At 35.4% G+C, this 17,287-nt stretch carries 19 protein-coding genes and 1 pseudogene; all 20 read left to right on the top strand.

Annotated features, from left to right (window positions below; genetic code table 11):
* The first annotated feature begins 47 nt into the window (after positions 1-47).
* The 20 genes and pseudogenes from C8E03_RS15810 to C8E03_RS15715 all read left to right on the top strand — a co-directional run bounded on the left by C8E03_RS15810 (position 48) and on the right by C8E03_RS15715 (position 17,190).
* Positions 48-251 (top strand): eL24 family ribosomal protein, encoded by a 204-nt coding sequence (locus tag C8E03_RS15810; protein ID WP_146212335.1) that lies wholly within the window; start codon positions 48-50, stop codon positions 249-251.
* Between the two features lie 36 nt (positions 252-287).
* On the top strand, positions 288-506 hold the full coding sequence (locus C8E03_RS15805; protein WP_242993594.1) for a hypothetical protein: 219 nt from the start codon (positions 288-290) through the stop codon (positions 504-506).
* Between the two features lie 185 nt (positions 507-691).
* Positions 692-1,309: an IS3 family transposase gene (locus C8E03_RS15800; protein WP_330410847.1), complete on the top strand. Its 618-nt coding sequence runs from the start codon at positions 692-694 to the stop codon at positions 1,307-1,309.
* A gap of 164 nt (positions 1,310-1,473) precedes the next feature.
* Complete coding sequence (locus C8E03_RS15795) at positions 1,474-2,562, top strand: recombinase family protein (RefSeq protein WP_110291539.1); 1,089 nt, start codon at positions 1,474-1,476, stop codon at positions 2,560-2,562.
* Positions 2,480-2,845, top strand: a pseudogene (locus tag C8E03_RS22725) (recombinase family protein); the annotation flags it as partial. The gene C8E03_RS15795 and the pseudogene C8E03_RS22725, both read left to right, overlap by 83 nt.
* Positions 2,846-2,858: 13 nt before the next feature.
* Positions 2,859-3,503, top strand: a complete 645-nt coding sequence (locus C8E03_RS22720) for a zinc ribbon domain-containing protein (protein ID WP_330410839.1) — start codon at positions 2,859-2,861, stop codon at positions 3,501-3,503.
* A 155-nt stretch (positions 3,504-3,658) separates the two neighbouring features.
* Positions 3,659-5,902 (top strand): protein kinase domain-containing protein, encoded by a 2,244-nt coding sequence (locus C8E03_RS15785; RefSeq protein ID WP_110291538.1) that lies wholly within the window; start codon positions 3,659-3,661, stop codon positions 5,900-5,902.
* A 336-nt stretch (positions 5,903-6,238) separates the two neighbouring features.
* Positions 6,239-7,555: an AAA family ATPase gene (locus C8E03_RS15780; RefSeq protein WP_110291537.1), complete on the top strand. Its 1,317-nt coding sequence runs from the start codon at positions 6,239-6,241 to the stop codon at positions 7,553-7,555.
* 269 nt (positions 7,556-7,824) lie between these two features.
* On the top strand, positions 7,825-8,676 hold the full coding sequence (locus tag C8E03_RS15775) for a hypothetical protein (RefSeq protein WP_110291536.1): 852 nt from the start codon (positions 7,825-7,827) through the stop codon (positions 8,674-8,676).
* A gap of 21 nt (positions 8,677-8,697) precedes the next feature.
* Positions 8,698-9,510, top strand: coding sequence for an HNH endonuclease (locus tag C8E03_RS15770; RefSeq protein ID WP_110291535.1), 813 nt, complete (start codon positions 8,698-8,700; stop codon positions 9,508-9,510).
* Between the two features lie 391 nt (positions 9,511-9,901).
* Positions 9,902-10,789, top strand: a complete 888-nt coding sequence (locus C8E03_RS22495; protein ID WP_242993590.1) for a GNAT family N-acetyltransferase — start codon at positions 9,902-9,904, stop codon at positions 10,787-10,789.
* 260 nt (positions 10,790-11,049) lie between these two features.
* Entirely contained in the window at positions 11,050-11,316 is a 267-nt protein-coding gene (locus C8E03_RS15760) for a type II toxin-antitoxin system Phd/YefM family antitoxin (protein ID WP_094376042.1), read from the top strand.
* Positions 11,306-11,611: a type II toxin-antitoxin system RelE/ParE family toxin gene (locus C8E03_RS15755; protein WP_094376043.1), complete on the top strand. Its 306-nt coding sequence runs from the start codon at positions 11,306-11,308 to the stop codon at positions 11,609-11,611. Before C8E03_RS15760 ends, C8E03_RS15755 begins: the two co-directional genes overlap by 11 nt.
* Before the next feature lie 447 nt (positions 11,612-12,058).
* Positions 12,059-12,460, top strand: a complete 402-nt coding sequence (locus C8E03_RS15745) for a hypothetical protein (RefSeq protein WP_094376044.1) — start codon at positions 12,059-12,061, stop codon at positions 12,458-12,460.
* A gap of 9 nt (positions 12,461-12,469) precedes the next feature.
* Complete coding sequence (locus tag C8E03_RS15740) at positions 12,470-13,018, top strand: RNA polymerase sigma factor (RefSeq protein WP_110291534.1); 549 nt, start codon at positions 12,470-12,472, stop codon at positions 13,016-13,018.
* Entirely contained in the window at positions 13,018-13,287 is a 270-nt protein-coding gene (locus tag C8E03_RS15735) for a hypothetical protein (protein ID WP_110291533.1), read from the top strand. The genes C8E03_RS15740 and C8E03_RS15735 overlap by 1 nt, the downstream gene beginning before the upstream one ends.
* 4 nt (positions 13,288-13,291) lie before the next feature.
* Positions 13,292-13,855, top strand: coding sequence for a YIP1 family protein (locus C8E03_RS15730; protein ID WP_094376047.1), 564 nt, complete (start codon positions 13,292-13,294; stop codon positions 13,853-13,855).
* 228 nt (positions 13,856-14,083) lie between these two features.
* On the top strand, positions 14,084-14,593 hold the full coding sequence (locus tag C8E03_RS15725; RefSeq protein WP_094376048.1) for a hypothetical protein: 510 nt from the start codon (positions 14,084-14,086) through the stop codon (positions 14,591-14,593).
* Positions 14,594-14,610: 17 nt separating this feature from the next.
* The gene (locus C8E03_RS22960) at positions 14,611-14,817 is read left to right on the top strand and encodes a 4Fe-4S binding protein (protein WP_170123022.1); all 207 of its coding nucleotides are present in this window, start codon (positions 14,611-14,613) and stop codon (positions 14,815-14,817) included.
* A 291-nt stretch (positions 14,818-15,108) separates the two neighbouring features.
* On the top strand, positions 15,109-17,190 hold the full coding sequence (locus C8E03_RS15715) for an alpha/beta hydrolase family protein (RefSeq protein WP_110291531.1): 2,082 nt from the start codon (positions 15,109-15,111) through the stop codon (positions 17,188-17,190).
* The last annotated feature ends 97 nt before the right edge of the window (positions 17,191-17,287 follow it).

The following is a 17,287-nucleotide window of genomic DNA, read 5'->3' as shown; positions in this document are numbered from 1 at the left end:
GAAAGGTTTAGGCTACCGGAGGATTGCCACGGAGGCAGGGCTGTCCCGTGACATTGTCCGAAATTACTGCAGGAGCAAAGGAATGGCTGGATACGCTAGCTTTGGAAAAGAATGTATCGGAACAGATTTCCAAGGGCAAAGCCTGTTTGTACTGTGGAAAGGAAATAGAGCAGCCTGCCACCGGGCGTCCGAAGAAGTTCTGTTCGGAAACCTGCCGGAGAAGATGGTGGAGGGTACACCAAACAATTTAAAGAGGATGCAGTAAAGTATTATTATGAACAAGAGATTTGGGTTTAGCAAAATGCGCTGAGAAATTAGGAACAAGTAAAACAGCTTTAACAACGTGGGTAAAAGCAGCTAATGAAACAGGAGAAGTTACGATAAGGGGGACTGGTAATTATGCCAGTGACGAAGCCAAAGAATTAGCACGGGTAAAAAGAGAATTGAGAGATACACAGCATGCTTTAGAAATATTAAAAAAAGCAATCGGCATTCTGGGAAACTAACACAAGCTTATTTTATTGAAGTTGCAAAGGCTGAAAATGCAGCTAAAAATGAAGGACGCCATCTTAATGTTAGTGGAGTGCTTAGAATATTAGGCGTTTCAAGAAATGGATATTATTCTTTTAGGAGAAAAAAACCATCTAATACAAAATTAAAAAAAGAACAACGAATGGAGCAAATATGAGAAATCCATCGAGAGTCAAATGACATCTACGGAGCACCAAAGATTACTTCCATTTTGCAAGAGCAAGGTGAAACAATTAGTGAAAATACTGTTGGAAATTATATGCGAGAAATGGGAATAAAGGCTTGGTATATAAAAACATATATTCAAACCACCATTCAATCTGATATCACTTATATTTGGACTTATTCAGGATTTGTATATTTAACAAGTATTATGGATTTATTTTCAAGAAAAATAATAGCCTGGGTATTAAGTGATACATTAGAAGCCAAACATGTAGTAGATGCAATAGAAAAAGCGAAAAAGAAAAGGCATGTAAACAAACCTAAAGTTATGCACGCTGACAGGGGGATACAATATACTTGCAATGCGTATCAAGAAACAACGGCAGGTTGGACAAGAAGTTATTCCAAGATAGCGTATCCATGGGATAATGCATGTATTGAATCTTTTCATTCATTAATAAAAAGAGAATGGATCAATCGATTTAAAATTGTAGATTATAATCATGCATATAAGCTCATATTTGAGTATATAGAAACATTTTATAATACAGTACGTATTCATATAGCCATTGTGGATATAAATCTCCTGCAAGCTATGAAAATGAGTATTTAATAAAAATGGAGAAGGAGTTTAAAATAGCAAGTTAATGATGTTAGGAACTAACAAAAAAGTTCCGTTTTAACTTGTACCAAGACTTGACATAGCACCAATGCTGAACCCATATATAAACGGATTAAGCAGTTTGTCCGGGATTATTTTGAAGGAAGTAGTTGCCCATGAAAATCCGGATATTAGAACCTGTTTTCGAAGTGTCACAAAAGAAAAAGCGTGTATGTGCTTATGCTAGGGAATCTTCAGACAGCAGAAGACAAGAGGACTCTCTGGAAAATCAGACAGATACCTATGAGCGCCTGATTACTTCCAACCAGGAGTATGAGTTTGCCGGAGTCTATGCCGACCAGAGAATCTCCGGTTACGGTGAGATGATGCTTGCCGTCCTTGCTTCTTTTGCGCAGGAAGAGAGCCGGAGCATGAGCGAGAACAACAAGTGGACCATCAAAAAGAAGTTTGAACAGGGAGAAATCATGATTAACACCGAGCGGTTCCTGGGATATGACAAGGATGAGTATGGTGGATTGACCATTAACCAGAAAGAGGCATTAATAGTGGATTTTCTTTATGACATGACCTTGTTCGGATTGGGAAATTCCAGACTGAAAAGCCTGATGAATTTTCTTGGAGTAAAGACCGTGACCAATGCGAAATGGAATGAAAGCACGGTAAATGGGGTGCTGACCAATGAAAAGTATAAAGGTGATTATCACCTGCAGAAATACTTCACGCCGGAAAATAAGCGGAATCAGTCAAGGTTAAACCGTGGGGAAGTGCAGAGTTACTACATCACAGATAACCACCCGGCTATCGTGAGTGAGGAGAAATGGAATCAGGTACAGGCGGAACGGGAACGCCGGAAGAAAAATCGGAATATTGCTGCTGACGGTACTGAGAAGTACCAGAACCGATATCCGCTGAGCGGAATGTTGATTTGCCCATATTGCGGAAAGAATCTCCGGCGCAGAATGGTATATAAAAGAAAGATTCAGTGGCTATGCAGCACTTATATTAAAGAGGGAAAACAAGCCTGCCGGGGAGTGCGGGTGAATGATACAGAAGTCACAAAGCAAAACATTACAGAACCAACGGTAGTAGAGGAGGTGAACGTGCATGGCAAGAAACATTACCGTTATACCCGCAAGGCAGATTTCATCAGCGGACGAGAGTATGAACCAGAGTGTGCGGAAATTAAGGGCGGCGGCGTATTGCAGGGTATCAACCGCCCAAGAAGAACAGTTATTAAGTTATGAGAACCAGGTGAATTATTACACAACATTTATTAATGAGAATCCCATTTATGAGTATGCAGGTACTTATGCGGATGAGGGCATTTCGGCAACCAATACCAAAAAGAGGGATGAGTTTAAACGTATGATAGCAGACTGCCGGGCAGGGAAGATTGATATGATTATTACAAAGTCTATCTCACGGTTTGCAAGGAATACGTTAGACTGTCTGAATTATGTGCGGGAGCTGAAAGAACTGGGCATTGGTATTATTTTTGAAAAGGAAAATATTAATACATTGGATGCTAAAAGGAGATGCCATGTTGCAAAAAAGTTATACGGTGGACTTCCTTTCTAAGAAAAGGGTACAGAATCAGGGTGAAATCCAAATGTTTTATGTAGAGGATGACCATGAAGCTATCATTCAACCGAGGATTTGGGAGTGTGTGCAACTGGAAGCTCAGCGGAGAAAAGAATATCTGGAGGAGCATGGAACAAATTCTTATTCCCACCGACCGGAAACAAATCCTTTTGCATCAAGAATTGTGTGTGGGTGCTGTAATAAGGTGTTCGCTAGAAAGGGTTGGCGGAGCAGCACGGGAGTTGACCGGAAGGTATGGCAATGCAGTGAACGGTATAAGGTCAAAGGTGTTCTAGGCTGCGGAAACCGTCATGTGGAAGAAGAAACACTGAGAAAAGCTTATCTGTTGGCATGGAATGCACTGATTGAGAACAAAGACAGTTTTCTGGAACGGTGGCAGGAACAAATACAGGGTGAGAATTTGTTAGAAGGTTATCGCGCAGGGAGATTCATTGAGTACACTGAAGGGGCAGAACCATTGACAGAAATGGATACAAACTTCATGTTGAAAACATTAGATTACATCAAGGTTTTTGGGGATGGGAAGCTGGTGGTGGTGTTCTTGGACGGAACGGAGATTGAATGTAAAAATGAAGAGGAGTAAGAAAAGGTGCCGATTGGGAATTTGCTTCCTAATCGGCATTTTTCTTGCTCTTTTTCGGATAGTAAAAGTTAGGTTAGTGTGGTAAAATGTTAAAAGGAATATGATGGGATTTTAAGTATGTAATATAAAATTAAGTAGGGGAATTTAATATTGATATGATAGAACAATTAGGAGAATACAAAATTCTTAAAAGGATGGACGGAGGAGGGAATGGTACAGTTTTTCTGGCAGAAAATGAAGCCGGAGAAAAAGTAGCTATTAAAATCCTTCGAGAAGAAATTGGCAAAGGAAAAAAGATACAAAAAAGAAATAGAAAGAAAAGAATACGATTTATAATTGAAACAGAAACTGTAGTGAAAATACAAAAAGAGGTTAACGGAATTATTCCTATAATTTCTTATGCATTGCCTGATGAAAAATCGAAGAAATATTGGTATGCTATGCCAATAGCTACAACGATTGAAAATAAATTAAAAAAAATACAGAGTATAGAGGATAAGATAAAAGGTGTTCTGGACTTAGCTAGAACATTAGAAATATTACATAGGAAAGATATTGTCCATAGGGATATAAAGCCAAAGAATATATATTTTTATAATGAAAAATATTGCATTGGGGATTTTGGATTAGTTGATTATCCCGAAAGAAGAGAATTAACATCAGTGCAGGAAGCTGTTGGTCCAAGAGCAACAATGGCCCCAGAGATGAGATATAATGCTAGAAATGCAGATGGTAAAAAAGCTGATGTGTATTCTCTGGCGAAAACGTTATGGATTATATTAAAAGAGGTCGAATATGGCTTTGAAGGAAGATATGAGGAAGATGATACAATAATTGGTCTGCGTAGTGATAAAAGATATAGAAAAGAGCATTTGGTGGAATTGGAAGCCTTATTAAAGCAATCAACAGAATATGATCCGGCATTGCGACCTAGTATGGAAGCTTTTGTAGCAACACTTGAAAAATGGTTGGAGGTAGTAAATAATGATCAAAAAAGCAATTATAGTGAGTGGAAATATTTGCAGAGTAAGTTATTTCCTAAAACAGTGCCGTTACATACCGAATGGAGAGATATAGGTTCTATAATAAAAATCTTAAATGATATAGGGAGTATGCCTGGACTAAATCATATGTTTTTACCAACCGGAGGAGGACAGGATGTTGAATCAGCAGAATACGCAAAAGAAGAAGGGTGTATCTGTTTGGTGGCAGGGGGCTGTAATTATATTTTAAAGCCACATAAGTTAGAATTAGAGAATTATGGGCAAAAGGATTATAGATGGAGTTATTTTAGATTACAGTTAGAAGAGATAGAGCCTATTTCAGATACTATATATGAGAATTATCGTGAATTATTAATAGAAGATTATCCGGGACATTATATAGTGAGCAACTTGACATGCTATGGAAGATATGATGATGGAACAAAGTTCCCGAAAGGGCATAGGCAAGTTGATAGGTTTTTAAATGGTTCGTTTGTTGTCTTTTCAAAACAATCTGTTTATAACCACATTTCGGGGACTTATGATGCAAGGCATAATAAAATGGGGAGTATAGAATTTCGGCAGTATATCGGAACTATGCGTCAATCTTATTATAAGCTAAAAGATTTTCAGACATTTTTAAATGCATATCAGAAGAATCCATTTAGTATTAAAGATGAAAAGGCTGAAGCAGAAACTAATAAAAGAATAGAAGAAAGTTGTAGGTTTGATAAATTCATAGAAGAAAATTGGAGTAAGTGGTGCTTTAAAAAAATTTGTGATGAAAACAATAATAAAAATAAAGGTAAGTTAGAATTTGCCATTATGTTTCATATAAATGGAGCAGCTTTTGATACAAGAAAATATGTAGCGGAAACGGGATATATTTGTGAAGAAGATTTTATTCCATATCCAGTAAGTAAAGAGGATAAATATATATTTTCAGATTTTAGCGGAACGGTAAATGCAATTATTGAAATGAAAGAGTTTGTCAAAAAGAAATGTAGTGATGCAGGGATACTATGGCAAGAGATGGGGATTTATTTCACTATAAAACTGTTTAGGATAAAACCCCCTTCACATTTATTTACTGAAGAAGAAATAAAATCTGTATTGAGGGAGGGAAATGATTTTAGACATAACCGATTGGTTATTGACGAGGACGGGTACGCTCAATTAATAGATAGTGATTTACAATATGAGTGTTATCGTTATCCAGTTTTTCAAGAGAGTTATGATGCCCGAAATAATTATGTTGGACAATATGCAAATTTAGATGATGTAAATGAAATATACTTAGCTATGCTTGAAGGGTGGTTGTATCACTTACGTACAGGACAAAGGCATGATATAGATTATTATGATCAAAATACGGAAACAGAAAAGGTAATAGAAGAAATAGAAAAATACTATTAGTACGTATTTTGACAGAGTAAATTTTACCAATTTTAAGACATATAAACATTTTCGCAAAAAGTCAGAGTTTTGCCATGTAGTATAAGAAGTTACGTTCATCGAATTGTGAAATGTGCTGCCTTTTAGAAAAAATTGATTATTTTATTTATACAATAGGGAAAGGGAATGCCATAGAAAGTAAAATCACATTTCTTAAATACAATATGTCTTAACACAGCTACAGTAAATAAAAAAGAAGAGATAGTATTACCGAGTCGTTGTCTAAAGAGCATATTATTTTAGATGGGGATCCTTGCTCGGCTAGCATTCTAAAATACATAACAAAGGAGGGGTAATGTGAAGATCAAGAGTGTAAGCATTAAAAATTTAGGTTTTATTAGTAAATTAGATTTGGAATTTGCTTTTGATAAAATAAATGTGATTCAGGGAAAGAATGGAAGTGGAAAAACAACCGTTTTAGCCGCCATTTATTCTATGTTTCAAGAGAGCGAGATTTTAAACTATAAAGATAATGATAATGACGCTATTATAGAAATAACAATACAAGATGAGGATAAAACGAATCGTATAAAAAAACGTTATCATTGTGGAAAATCAATTATAGAAGTGAAGTCTTTTCAAGAGATGAATAGATTAGTAAAAATAAAAAAAGAAAAGGTATTTCTACTTAGCGCTGAATCATTGAGAGATAAATTCTGGCTGTCAGATGAAAAAGTAAAATCTGCAATAGATTTTTTTGGCAGGTTGAAGATAGAGGATACCATTGTTGATAGTGTACTAATCGAACTTCTTGAAAACGATAAAAGCTTTCGTTACATGTCTATTGGGCAGCAAATATATTTTGGAATATTAAGTGTGTTATCGTATGTGCCTTCAGACAGTGTATTGCTAGTTGACGATCTTTTTGGGTATCTTGATATGTGTACAATCGAAAGTATTGTAAGAGTTATGAAAAAAATTACTAATATTCAGTTTGTTCTTACCTCGCATTTTAGTAGCAGCAGTAAATTATTAGATTGCGAAATGATAGATTTAACTCCAGAGAAATCTAACAATGATTATGAACAACCGAATTTTCAATACAACCGATTTTTCAATCATGAAGTAAAGAAAAAATTGTTTAGTGACAACAATAATAAGCCGATTATATCAAAACCATTTATAAAGTATAAAAGGGGAATGGAGATAGAAGATATAGAAAATAGGAATATAGAGTATAAAGAGATCAAAGGAAATAACCCTTGTAATACTATTATAGATGTTTCCGAAATATATATTAATGCGTTTTTGAATAGTTGGGTTACAGGAAGTGGGACTATAAAATGGGGAATCAGTGATTGTGGAATTGTAATTGGAGTAGAGTTATCAAAAGTAGATAAAGATACGATTATTAGAAAATTAGCAGAACGAATTGGTCAAATGCGACCATATATAAGCCAAGATTTAGTGCAAATTATTTTTGAAGATATTATTGAAAATGGATATATTATTCCAGGATTTTATATAGTAGAGATTATTATCGAACCTTTCCAAATATGGGATTTAGTTTCAACTTCCAAAGATGAAGTATACATAAAAACAGAAGGTGGAAAGAAAAGGTTGAACTCATATGAGATACAGCAAGAACTGAAGAGACGTAATAAATTGTCTTGAATAGGCAGAAGCATGTTGGTTTAGCTGTATTGTAATGATTGCTAAGGTTTAATTATACCTTCCTCACATTATTATTACTTCCTCAACAAATGTTTAGATGGTTTACCTTCTAAGTCGTAAAAAGCGGTAAATAAAGGGGTGGCGGTTATTGTAGCTAATGGGGTGTACTTATCAGTTCCCTTAGAGTGGAAAATTGTTTTCATGGATATGTGGGGTAAAAGAAAGGTGCACCTTTTGACAAAAGTGGTACCAGCAGGAAGGAGGAGAACTTGAAATACAAGATTATTAGTATTGTTAAATGGATAATGATAATATGCATCATTGGAACAATATTAGTAGGTATGCCATTTATTATCGAAGATATTTTATTTGATGCTAAACATATACCTTTTAATACCCAAATAAAATTTTCTAGAGAGGTTTGGTTTGGGTTTATTGCTTCATACTTAGGGGCTGTAGGAACAGTGCTATTAGGAATAATCGCTTTGTATCAAAATAAGAGGTATAAAAAGCTATCTGATGAATCAGAAAAACGATTTATAGAATTGCAAGCAGAAATCAAAGAATTAAACAAAAGAAATGTTGAACTGATAGAAATTAACACTAAAATTGAAAAAGCAAAATACTATCCTCAATTATCCGAACAAAAACATTATTATTGGAATATAAGTGGAGAGAATTTAGAAGAAAATTTTAATATGGATAATGGATTTCAAATTACAATTAAAAAAGAAGATGATTTTAACTCTAGTGACAGACTACTAAATGAAATATTTGATAAGTATTATACATTTACATATGTTTTGAAAAATGAGGGAGAAAAAACTATAAGAAATTTTAATTGTAAGAATTTGAAAATAAATAGTAAACATGGAATGGGATTTTGGGTATATTATCCATGTGATATTGAACCAGGTAAATTAATGTATGTAGTGTATGCTACAAAAATAAATATGCATGAAAAGGTTAAGAAAGGCGAATTGAATACAATAAATTTTGAATATTCAATGGAAAATGTGATTGGGGAAAAATTTTCTATGGAAGTGTATATAGAGTTCTATGATACTGGCGAAGATGTTATAAGTACAAGATTAGAAACGAATGGAATAATGAGAGAATAATATTATACGAGGTATGAATGTATGAGAGATGATTTTTCGCAGAATACAAAAGATTTATTGGCAAATAGAGTTGGTTGGAAATGTAGTAATCCTAATTGCAGAAAGGCAACTTGTGGAGGGGGCATTGAAAAAACAGATATAGTTAATATAGGAGTAGCCGCCCATATTTCTGCTGCCTCAAAAGGTGGTCCTAGATTTGATGAAAATATGACATCTGGGGAACGAAAATCTTATGAGAATGGAATATGGTTATGCCAATCCTGTTCTAAACTTATTGATTCCGATGTAAAAAGATATACGGTAACTAAGTTGAAAAAATGGAAAGAAATATCAGAACAAATGGCGGTGCTTGATTTAGAGGAGAGATCGACATCAGAATATATCTCAGACAAAGAATTAGTAAAATTTTTTGTTCAATGTTTTGACCGTCCGGCCTTTAAGGACAGAATTTGCCAAGAAGGTAGAATGGAAGACTTTGATAAAGCTATTGAGGATACGATAGTTGCATTAAATACAGGAGTGCTTAGAACGAGAGATGGAAGTATTTTGAAAAATTCAGAAGGAAAATCGGCAATTTCCAATGAAAAATGGAGAGAAAAGTTTGAAACAATTTGTGATATGCTGGTAGCCTTGAGGAGAAGGTTGAAGCTTGCAAAAGCTGAAAAAGCATATACTACATATGGTGATTTTGAAGTAATGTATTGTTTTTATGATAGAGAATTAGAAGAATGGTTTGATTATACTCGTGAAGAAATTTTGAAAATACTTTCATCTGTTTGTGAAGAAGTTGGGGTTAATGGCTTGCGTTTTCCAAGAAGAGAATATCGTTGGTAGAAATGTGCGTAGGGGTAGAACCCTAAGACGGGGTAAATTTTTACCCCACCCCTTAAGACAGTGAAATACTTTCGCCATGTAGTATAATACTTCCATTTCACCGCATGTGGAGACAGTGGTGTTGCTGGAGCGGAAACCTCAGTAAATCAAAGGGTTCAGGAATTTTAGGATCATATGTAGCTGTGCTATTTTTGTTTGCGCAGACTAAAATATGTTTTGAAGTGGGGTAAGGAAGATAAAAGTGAAAACGGAATAAATCCTGGCCATGTAGCTAGTCATTGATAACAAAAAAATAGCGAGATTGGGGTGGTGGATAATTTTCCAGAAGAAAGATTTATAAGAAGCACTTGCACCGTATCTAAAGGACAATACATTTTAATTGGAGGTATGCGTGGTGGTCGTTAAAAAAATTGGCGAAAACAAAAAGGAAGAGGCATTGGAACTTGTTATAAGGGTATTTATGAAATATGAGGCTCCTGATTATTCTGATGAAGGTGTTGAAACATTTAAAAGGACAGCAGTATATAACAAAGACTATATGGAAAGCATTACAATGCATGGTGCTTATGAAAATAATAAAATTGTGGGTGTTATAGCAATGAGAAATAACGGCAGCCACATAGCATTATTTTTTGTTGACGGACAGTACCATCGAAAGGGAATAGGAAAGAGATTGTTTCAGACCGTGCTTGAACAAAGCACAGCGGATGAGCTAACTGTTAATTCTTCACCATATGCCCAAGAAGTCTATCATCATTTAGGCTTTGAGGATACTGCTCCGGAACAGGTTACAGATGGTATAAGATACATCCCGATGATATATAAAAAGAATACATACGATATTGCATCACTTATTACAATGCTTGAATATAAAGATACTTCAATAGCATATAAAGCCTTACAGGAACTGGAGCGAATATCAGATGAAACAGGGTCTGTATATGCTCATATAGAGAAATTTGTAAACATGATAAGAAGTGACAAATATGTGGTTCGGGTTCGTGGTTTCCGGCTTTTTTGCAAGCAGGCCAAGTGGGATAGGAATAATATTCTCGATGAAAACATAGATGCTGCCCTGCATATTCTGAATGATGAAAAGCCGACTGCAGTAAGGCAGGCTCTTGCAGCATTATCAGATGTTGTAAGATACAAACCGGACTTAAGGGAAACCGTGAAAAAGGCTGTATATGAAATAAATTATTTGCGGTACAAGGACACCATGCATAGCCTGATTGCAAAGGATATTAGGGAGGTGCTTGATTTGATCAAGGAGGTTTGAGAATGAGAAAATATAAAAGCTGTGGGAATACCTTCTGATATGGCATCAAATGGGGTAAGATTTTTACCTCACCCGTAATAAAAAATATAATTTTGCCATGAAGGGAATAGGAAATAACGAAGGTAGTGTGTATGATGACAGAGGGATTTTAGTATTTTAAAGAAGTAATCTGCACAGAATAGAGTTAGAAGTCTATTTACTTTATAGAAAAAAAGAGTTATAATAATATCATAATAATGATATGAAGGGAAGTGCAGGGTATGATTATTAAAGCATCAGCGGCATTGAGAAATGACTATACAACGATTTCCAATCTTGCAAAAGAGACAAAAGAACCTATTTATATAACTAAAAATGGTGAAGGTGATATGGTGCTGATGAGCATTGAAGCCTTTGAAAAACGGGAGCAGATTTTAGAACTCCGGTCGAGGGTGCTGCAGGCAGAGCAGGAGCGTCTTAGCGGAGCAAAAACCATGAGTGTTTCAGAAGCCAGAAAAGCATTAAGAGAGCGTTTAAATGAAGCATAAGGTGGAAATTCTTCCATCTGCCTGGGAGGATTTGAAGGGAATTGAAGACTATTATACAGTGCAGTTTGATGTAGAAACGGCATTAAGAGTCAGTGACCATATTTTAGATGCCGTTGATCGTTTAGAGGATTTCCAAGATTCTGGCTCCCTAACACCTGATAAATGGCTTAATGAAAGAGAATACCGAATGGTGATATGTAATAAGCATGTGATAATCTTTAAGATAATAGAAACATCTGTTTATGTTTATCATATCGCAGACACGCAAACTGAATATACGAAATTGTTTTATTAGTAAGCAGGTTATAAAAAGCCTTGGGAGTATGGTGTCTCAAGGCTTTGTTTTTGTCCAATTTCAGGAGGAAAGCAGATGGAAATCAGAAGTGCAATGGGAATACGTGGAGCAAGGGATAAGCCAAGGAATTCTTATGCAGGTTCGGCCGTATTCTTTTTATTTGGAAGAAAGGCCGCCTTTTCGTCTTAAAATGGAGACATAGTCAATGCAGCTATGTGTTGCGATTAACCAAAGATGCAAAAATCTTTTTGACTAACACGAAACTACAAACGCAAAAATAAAAAATTTAAAAAGTGCGAGGGATTTTCACCACTTTTACGACTATCCTTTTGAAGCATAAAACATTTGCTTGGAAGGGAGAGGTTATACAGATGAATACCTATGTACTACAAACGACAAAGGCGTGTAAGTCGTTTGGAAAAATTATGGTGAAATGGAGGTGCTTTTATGAAAAAGATTCTATCGCTTGTTTTGGGAGCAATGTTGCTTATGGTTATTCTTGCATCCTGTGGTGGCAATGATAATACGATTCAGACCTGTATCATTGCAAATGAAAGCTATTCGGAGAAAGTCGATTTGGAAGCCGCAACGCAACCCGAAAGCTTGACTGCCGATAGTCCGGCCTATGCCAGCGTCCATATTGTTGAAAGTCCAAAGGGAATGGAGTACACTATCAAGTGGTATTTGAATGATACTAAAATCAAGACCGAAACCAAAGCAACAGAAAACGATAGACAGGATATACTTGTTTATGAGTTGGAAGCCGAAAATGTAGCTACTGGTAACCTAAAGGTTGAAGTATTTTATAAAGATACGGTGCTGATTACAAAGGAGCTTCCTATCAAGTGAGGTAAAGACATGATTACTGGAAAAACAGAGCGAGACAAAAAGTTCATATCGATATATCAAGCTCATGTTGACGAGGTATATAAGTTTGTCTATCTGCGTACAGGAGCAAATAAATCAATTGCCGAGGATTTGACGCAAGAAATCTTCCTTGAGGTATACAAGGGACTATCGAGATTTAAGGGCTTGTCTTCAGAAAGAACATGGGTATTTCGTATTGCAAAAAACCGGCTAAACGATTTTTACCGCAAGCAGTACCGCTCTATGTTTGAGAGTGTATGCATTGACGTTGTACTTGACGACCAGTTAGTAGACACAGGGCAAGATATACAAGAAAACCAAATAAAATCATTCGAGCAAGAAACCGTTCGTGCTAGTCTATCTGCATTGCCGAAACAGTACGAAATTGTTTTAACATTGAAATATATGGACGAAAAAAACACGAAGGAAATTGCCTTGCTCCTTGGAAAATCTCCCAAAGCAATTGAAAGTTTACTTCGTAGGGCAAAAGACACATTTATCAAGATCTACGCAGAAATAGAAGAAAAGAGGATGTTGTAATGGATAAAAAAGATAGCTTACTCAAAAAAGCATTTGACGCTTTAGAAAACAATTTGTTGCCGACAGAATCACAAAAAGAAATTATGCTAAATCGTATTATGCTGGAATGCGAGAACGAAAACGCTTCTTGCATCGAAAAGCTGAAACAAATTGTTATTGTTTACCCGTGGCGGCTTGCTTTCGCGGCTTCTGCTGTTCAAGCTGTTGCATTTACGCTGATTTTCGGCACACAGTACACCAATCTATTCATTGGTGTTTTTGGAGGTTGATATTATGAATTTATTTCTTGAAGCGCTTAATCATCCTGCCGATGCCTTTCAGAGTGGTAAAAAAGCAGCCTCATGGACAATTGTAGGTATTACCATTCTTCTCAATTCGGTATTTGAGCCAATTTTGCAGCACTTTTATGGTGCCAGTTCGCCTGTTATAGATGCAATAAAAATGTTGAAGATCACAGCATTGGGGATCTTGTCTTATGTTGTGATTTGCTTAGCTTTTTGGCTGATATGCAAGAGCTTTGGAAGCAAGACAGCATTTAGGAAGCACCTTTCTGCATGGGGGGTTACCTACTTCCCTACAGCACTATGCTCAGTTGTGGTTGCCATTACTGAAGTACTATTTTATGTGTTTTGGAATAGCACCGTATGGGGAATGCTGCTCAACTTTGTATTCATCGGAATTTTGATTTGGAAAGTAATTCTCTACTTTGTTTATCTAAAAGAGTTCGCAGGATTAAGAGGCGGGAGGTTTATTGGAGCTAGTGTTCTCATGGGAGTGGTTATCTTGCTGATGGCAGCCGTTAGCGGTTATCTTGGAATCAAGACACCAATTATCTAATTGGCAGGGCTTTAGAAAAAACAAATCTGGCACAGAAAAAACGTCAAGAAACTGTATTAGGCAATGAAAAAGTGCATTATGATAAAAATATCAGGATATGCAGGTACAGTTTATGCATAAGTTGCGGCAACACAAACCAATCTTAGTAGCGTAATTGCAGAAAATTATGAAAGTATAATATAATATTAGACAGCAACAAATAATCGAAATTTGTAGGAGGAAGATTACATGATATTTGATTTTGAACCGTGGAAATTAGATATAGATGTTGATGCAACAAGAGAGCAGTATCGTAATAAAGAATGTAATAGGAATATAAACCTTACGAATAAAGTAATACAATTACTTTCAAAAGATCAAAAAGATTTTTTCACATCGCTAAGTGTCGATATCTCAAAAGCAGATATGAAAGAAAATATTTATGATTTTCCAGAAGAAAATCCACCAGAGAAAACACTTAGTATACAGATTCGGTTTATGATGTGTGGAAGATTCAGTGCGATTCCTGAATTTCAGAATGAACTTTATTGGGAAGGGGATGAGAAAATTTTCATTGATCGGTTCCCAACAGATTTAAATGTTGTGAATGCATCTAATGGCGAATACTTTGCAACATATAATGTTGATACTATGGCAGTGATTTTCAAGCATCCAATTACTTCGATTCAGAATGAAAAATTTAAAAAATGGGAGTGTGGGTATGTACTTGGAGAAGCTATTATTAAAGTCGAATTATAAATGACAAAGTCGGAATTGTGATTGGTGAAAAAATTGCAGATTTCCTACATATACCAAGATTTAGACTAAAGGCTGACAACAACGATTGTATTTCCTGCAAACAATGCAATAGGATCTGTCCAATGGGACTGGATGTCCTTGAAATGGTAAAATCAGGTCAAATGGATTCTACGGAATGTATTTCTTGTTTGGAATGTGTGGATAGTTGTCCAAAAAAATTATAACATGCGGCATACAGCACAAGTAATATATGTAAGGAAAGAAAGAACAAAATATTACTATTTTGTAGTAATTTATACATATTTCATTAAAATATTACGATTATCAGTTAAAGAATTTCAATGTACTTTAGCCTTCATGATGCTATGATTATTATACAAACAAATTGTTTTTTATATAAGTTTGCAAAAATAGTCGTAATGCATTGAAACTTCTAATTATAAGCTAAGAACAAAATAATATATTTTGAGCCAATGCTTTAGAAGTCAATGGAAAAATGGAGGAGGTTTTAAGAAATGGGAAAAACAAGAAAAGCTGTAAAATGGCTTATCATTTCTCTTGTACTTATGCTTTTGGGATGTGGTTTAGCAAGTGGTATTAATACAAATCTTGGAAAGGTTAATGTCTCTGAATTTGAATTTTCAACAGAAAGAGGTACATTATCTGCATATCTGTATATGCCAAAGGGTGCCAGTGCGGATAATCCAAGACCTGTTATCGTTTTGACACATGGATATTTGAATTCAAAAGAAATGCAGGATGCTACAGCAGTAGAAATGTCAAGAAGAGGTTATATTGTATTAGTGGTAGATCAGTATGATCATGGTTTGTCACGTTGGAACGAAGATATACCAAACGGTGCGGAATTTGGTACGTTCTGGGTTTATTCTATGTTTGATGCTGTTACCTATGCCTATAATCAGGATTATACATTAAAAGATGCAAACGGGAATGCGTATATTGGATGTAGCGGTCATTCCATGGGAGGACTTTCTACAGTTATGTCAGTGTATTTTGATGAAATGCAGTCCTTACAAAGTGGACATCGAATGATTTATGCTGCAATACCAGAAAGTGCAGATTTTACATTTACGACTAATATTGCACCAATAGAGGATATTCTTGCAGCATATGGAAATCGTACGATGGGGATTGTATCGGGACATTATGATGAATTCTTTTTTGGTGAGTCCGAAGGTGCTTATTATAAAGATTTCATTAACAGCACGCAAAATGGTGCTAAGTTCCTTGGGCTTAACGAGGGTGAAGTAGGGGAATATGGGAAATTTTATGATGTGGACTCTGGTGCAGTAGTGGTTGATGGCAATAAAGTTAGAGATTCGCAGACTGGTAAACGTATTGTATATGAAGTAAATGAGGCTCATGCTCAGAATCATTTTTCAGTTAAAGTGGAATCTGAAATTGTTGATTTCTTCCAAACAGCATTTAATGGAGTTACAACCAGTGATATGACCTTAGCAAATATGACTTCTGATAATCAGGTTTGGTGGTTAAAAGAATCAGGAAATTTCATTGCACTTATTGGGTTCTTTTTATTTTTTGTACCATTTATTACCATAATAACAAAAGTTGGATTCTTAAAAAATGCAGTAACAGAAGAGACGTCAGTCATTCCTTTGCCAAACTCCTCAGGTGGGAAAGTAGTTTTTGGGGTTGTGTTAGTAGCTTTTTCATTATTACCAGGTATTTTATATGTGCCTCTGATGAATAAGGTGGCAGCAGATATTAGTGTATTGAGGACAATAATGATCATATTTGCTGTAATTATGCTGCTTATAGGAATACGAAGCAAGGCAAAGGCGTCATCAGATACAACAGGAAAATTTGCATCTTTTGCTAGAGGTGGTTTTGCAGGTACTGGTATTTCCGTTATTATGATTGCAGCACTGTTTGGCTATCAATTATTTGCACAGAGTCCATATTTTAATTCAACATCAACAAACTGGTCCGCTTATTGGGCGCTTATACTAGGAATCATCTGTATCTTAATGGTAGTTCTTACTTACTACTTTGTAAATAAGCCACATGGAGTTGGATTGGAATCCTATGGAATTAGAATAAAACCGATTTCTGTATTGGCATCATTTTTAACGGCTGTATCAGCATTTATAGCAGGTTATTTATTATTATTTATTTTTGATGGAATTTTTAATGTGGATTTTAGAATTTGGACATTAGCAGTTAAAGTATTTAAAATGGAACATTTTATTACAATGCTGAAATATTTACCAATGTTTTTCCTGTTTTATTTAATCCTTTCAGTTATGCTGAATGCCAATACCAGAGCGATAAAGCATAGTTATCTGGTTTCTATATTCTCCACGGCAGGCGGATGTATCGTTTGGCTAATTGTGCAATACGGTGTGTTCTTTATTACAGGTAAGGCTATGTGGGCGACGAGTGGTATGATAGCCATTGGTATGCTGGCAACTATCCCATATTTAATTGTTGCATCAATTTTTACAAGAAAAATTTATGAAAAAACAAATAATGTATGGACAGCTGGCTTCTTTAATGCAATGTTATTTACAATGATACCAGTTGCAAATACGATTCTTCTATGGAATCTGGTATAAAAGGAAAGAATCATAATAAAAAGGAGTAGTTTCGATAAGTATTGAAACTACTCCTTTTTTTATTCTTAGGAATTGTTATGGTAACGTATAAAAGGAC

It is taken from the genome of Lachnotalea glycerini (assembly GCF_003201285.1).
Classification (GTDB): domain Bacteria; phylum Bacillota; class Clostridia; order Lachnospirales; family Lachnospiraceae; genus Lachnotalea; species Lachnotalea glycerini.
This window is presented reverse-complemented; position numbering and strand designations above follow the sequence as displayed.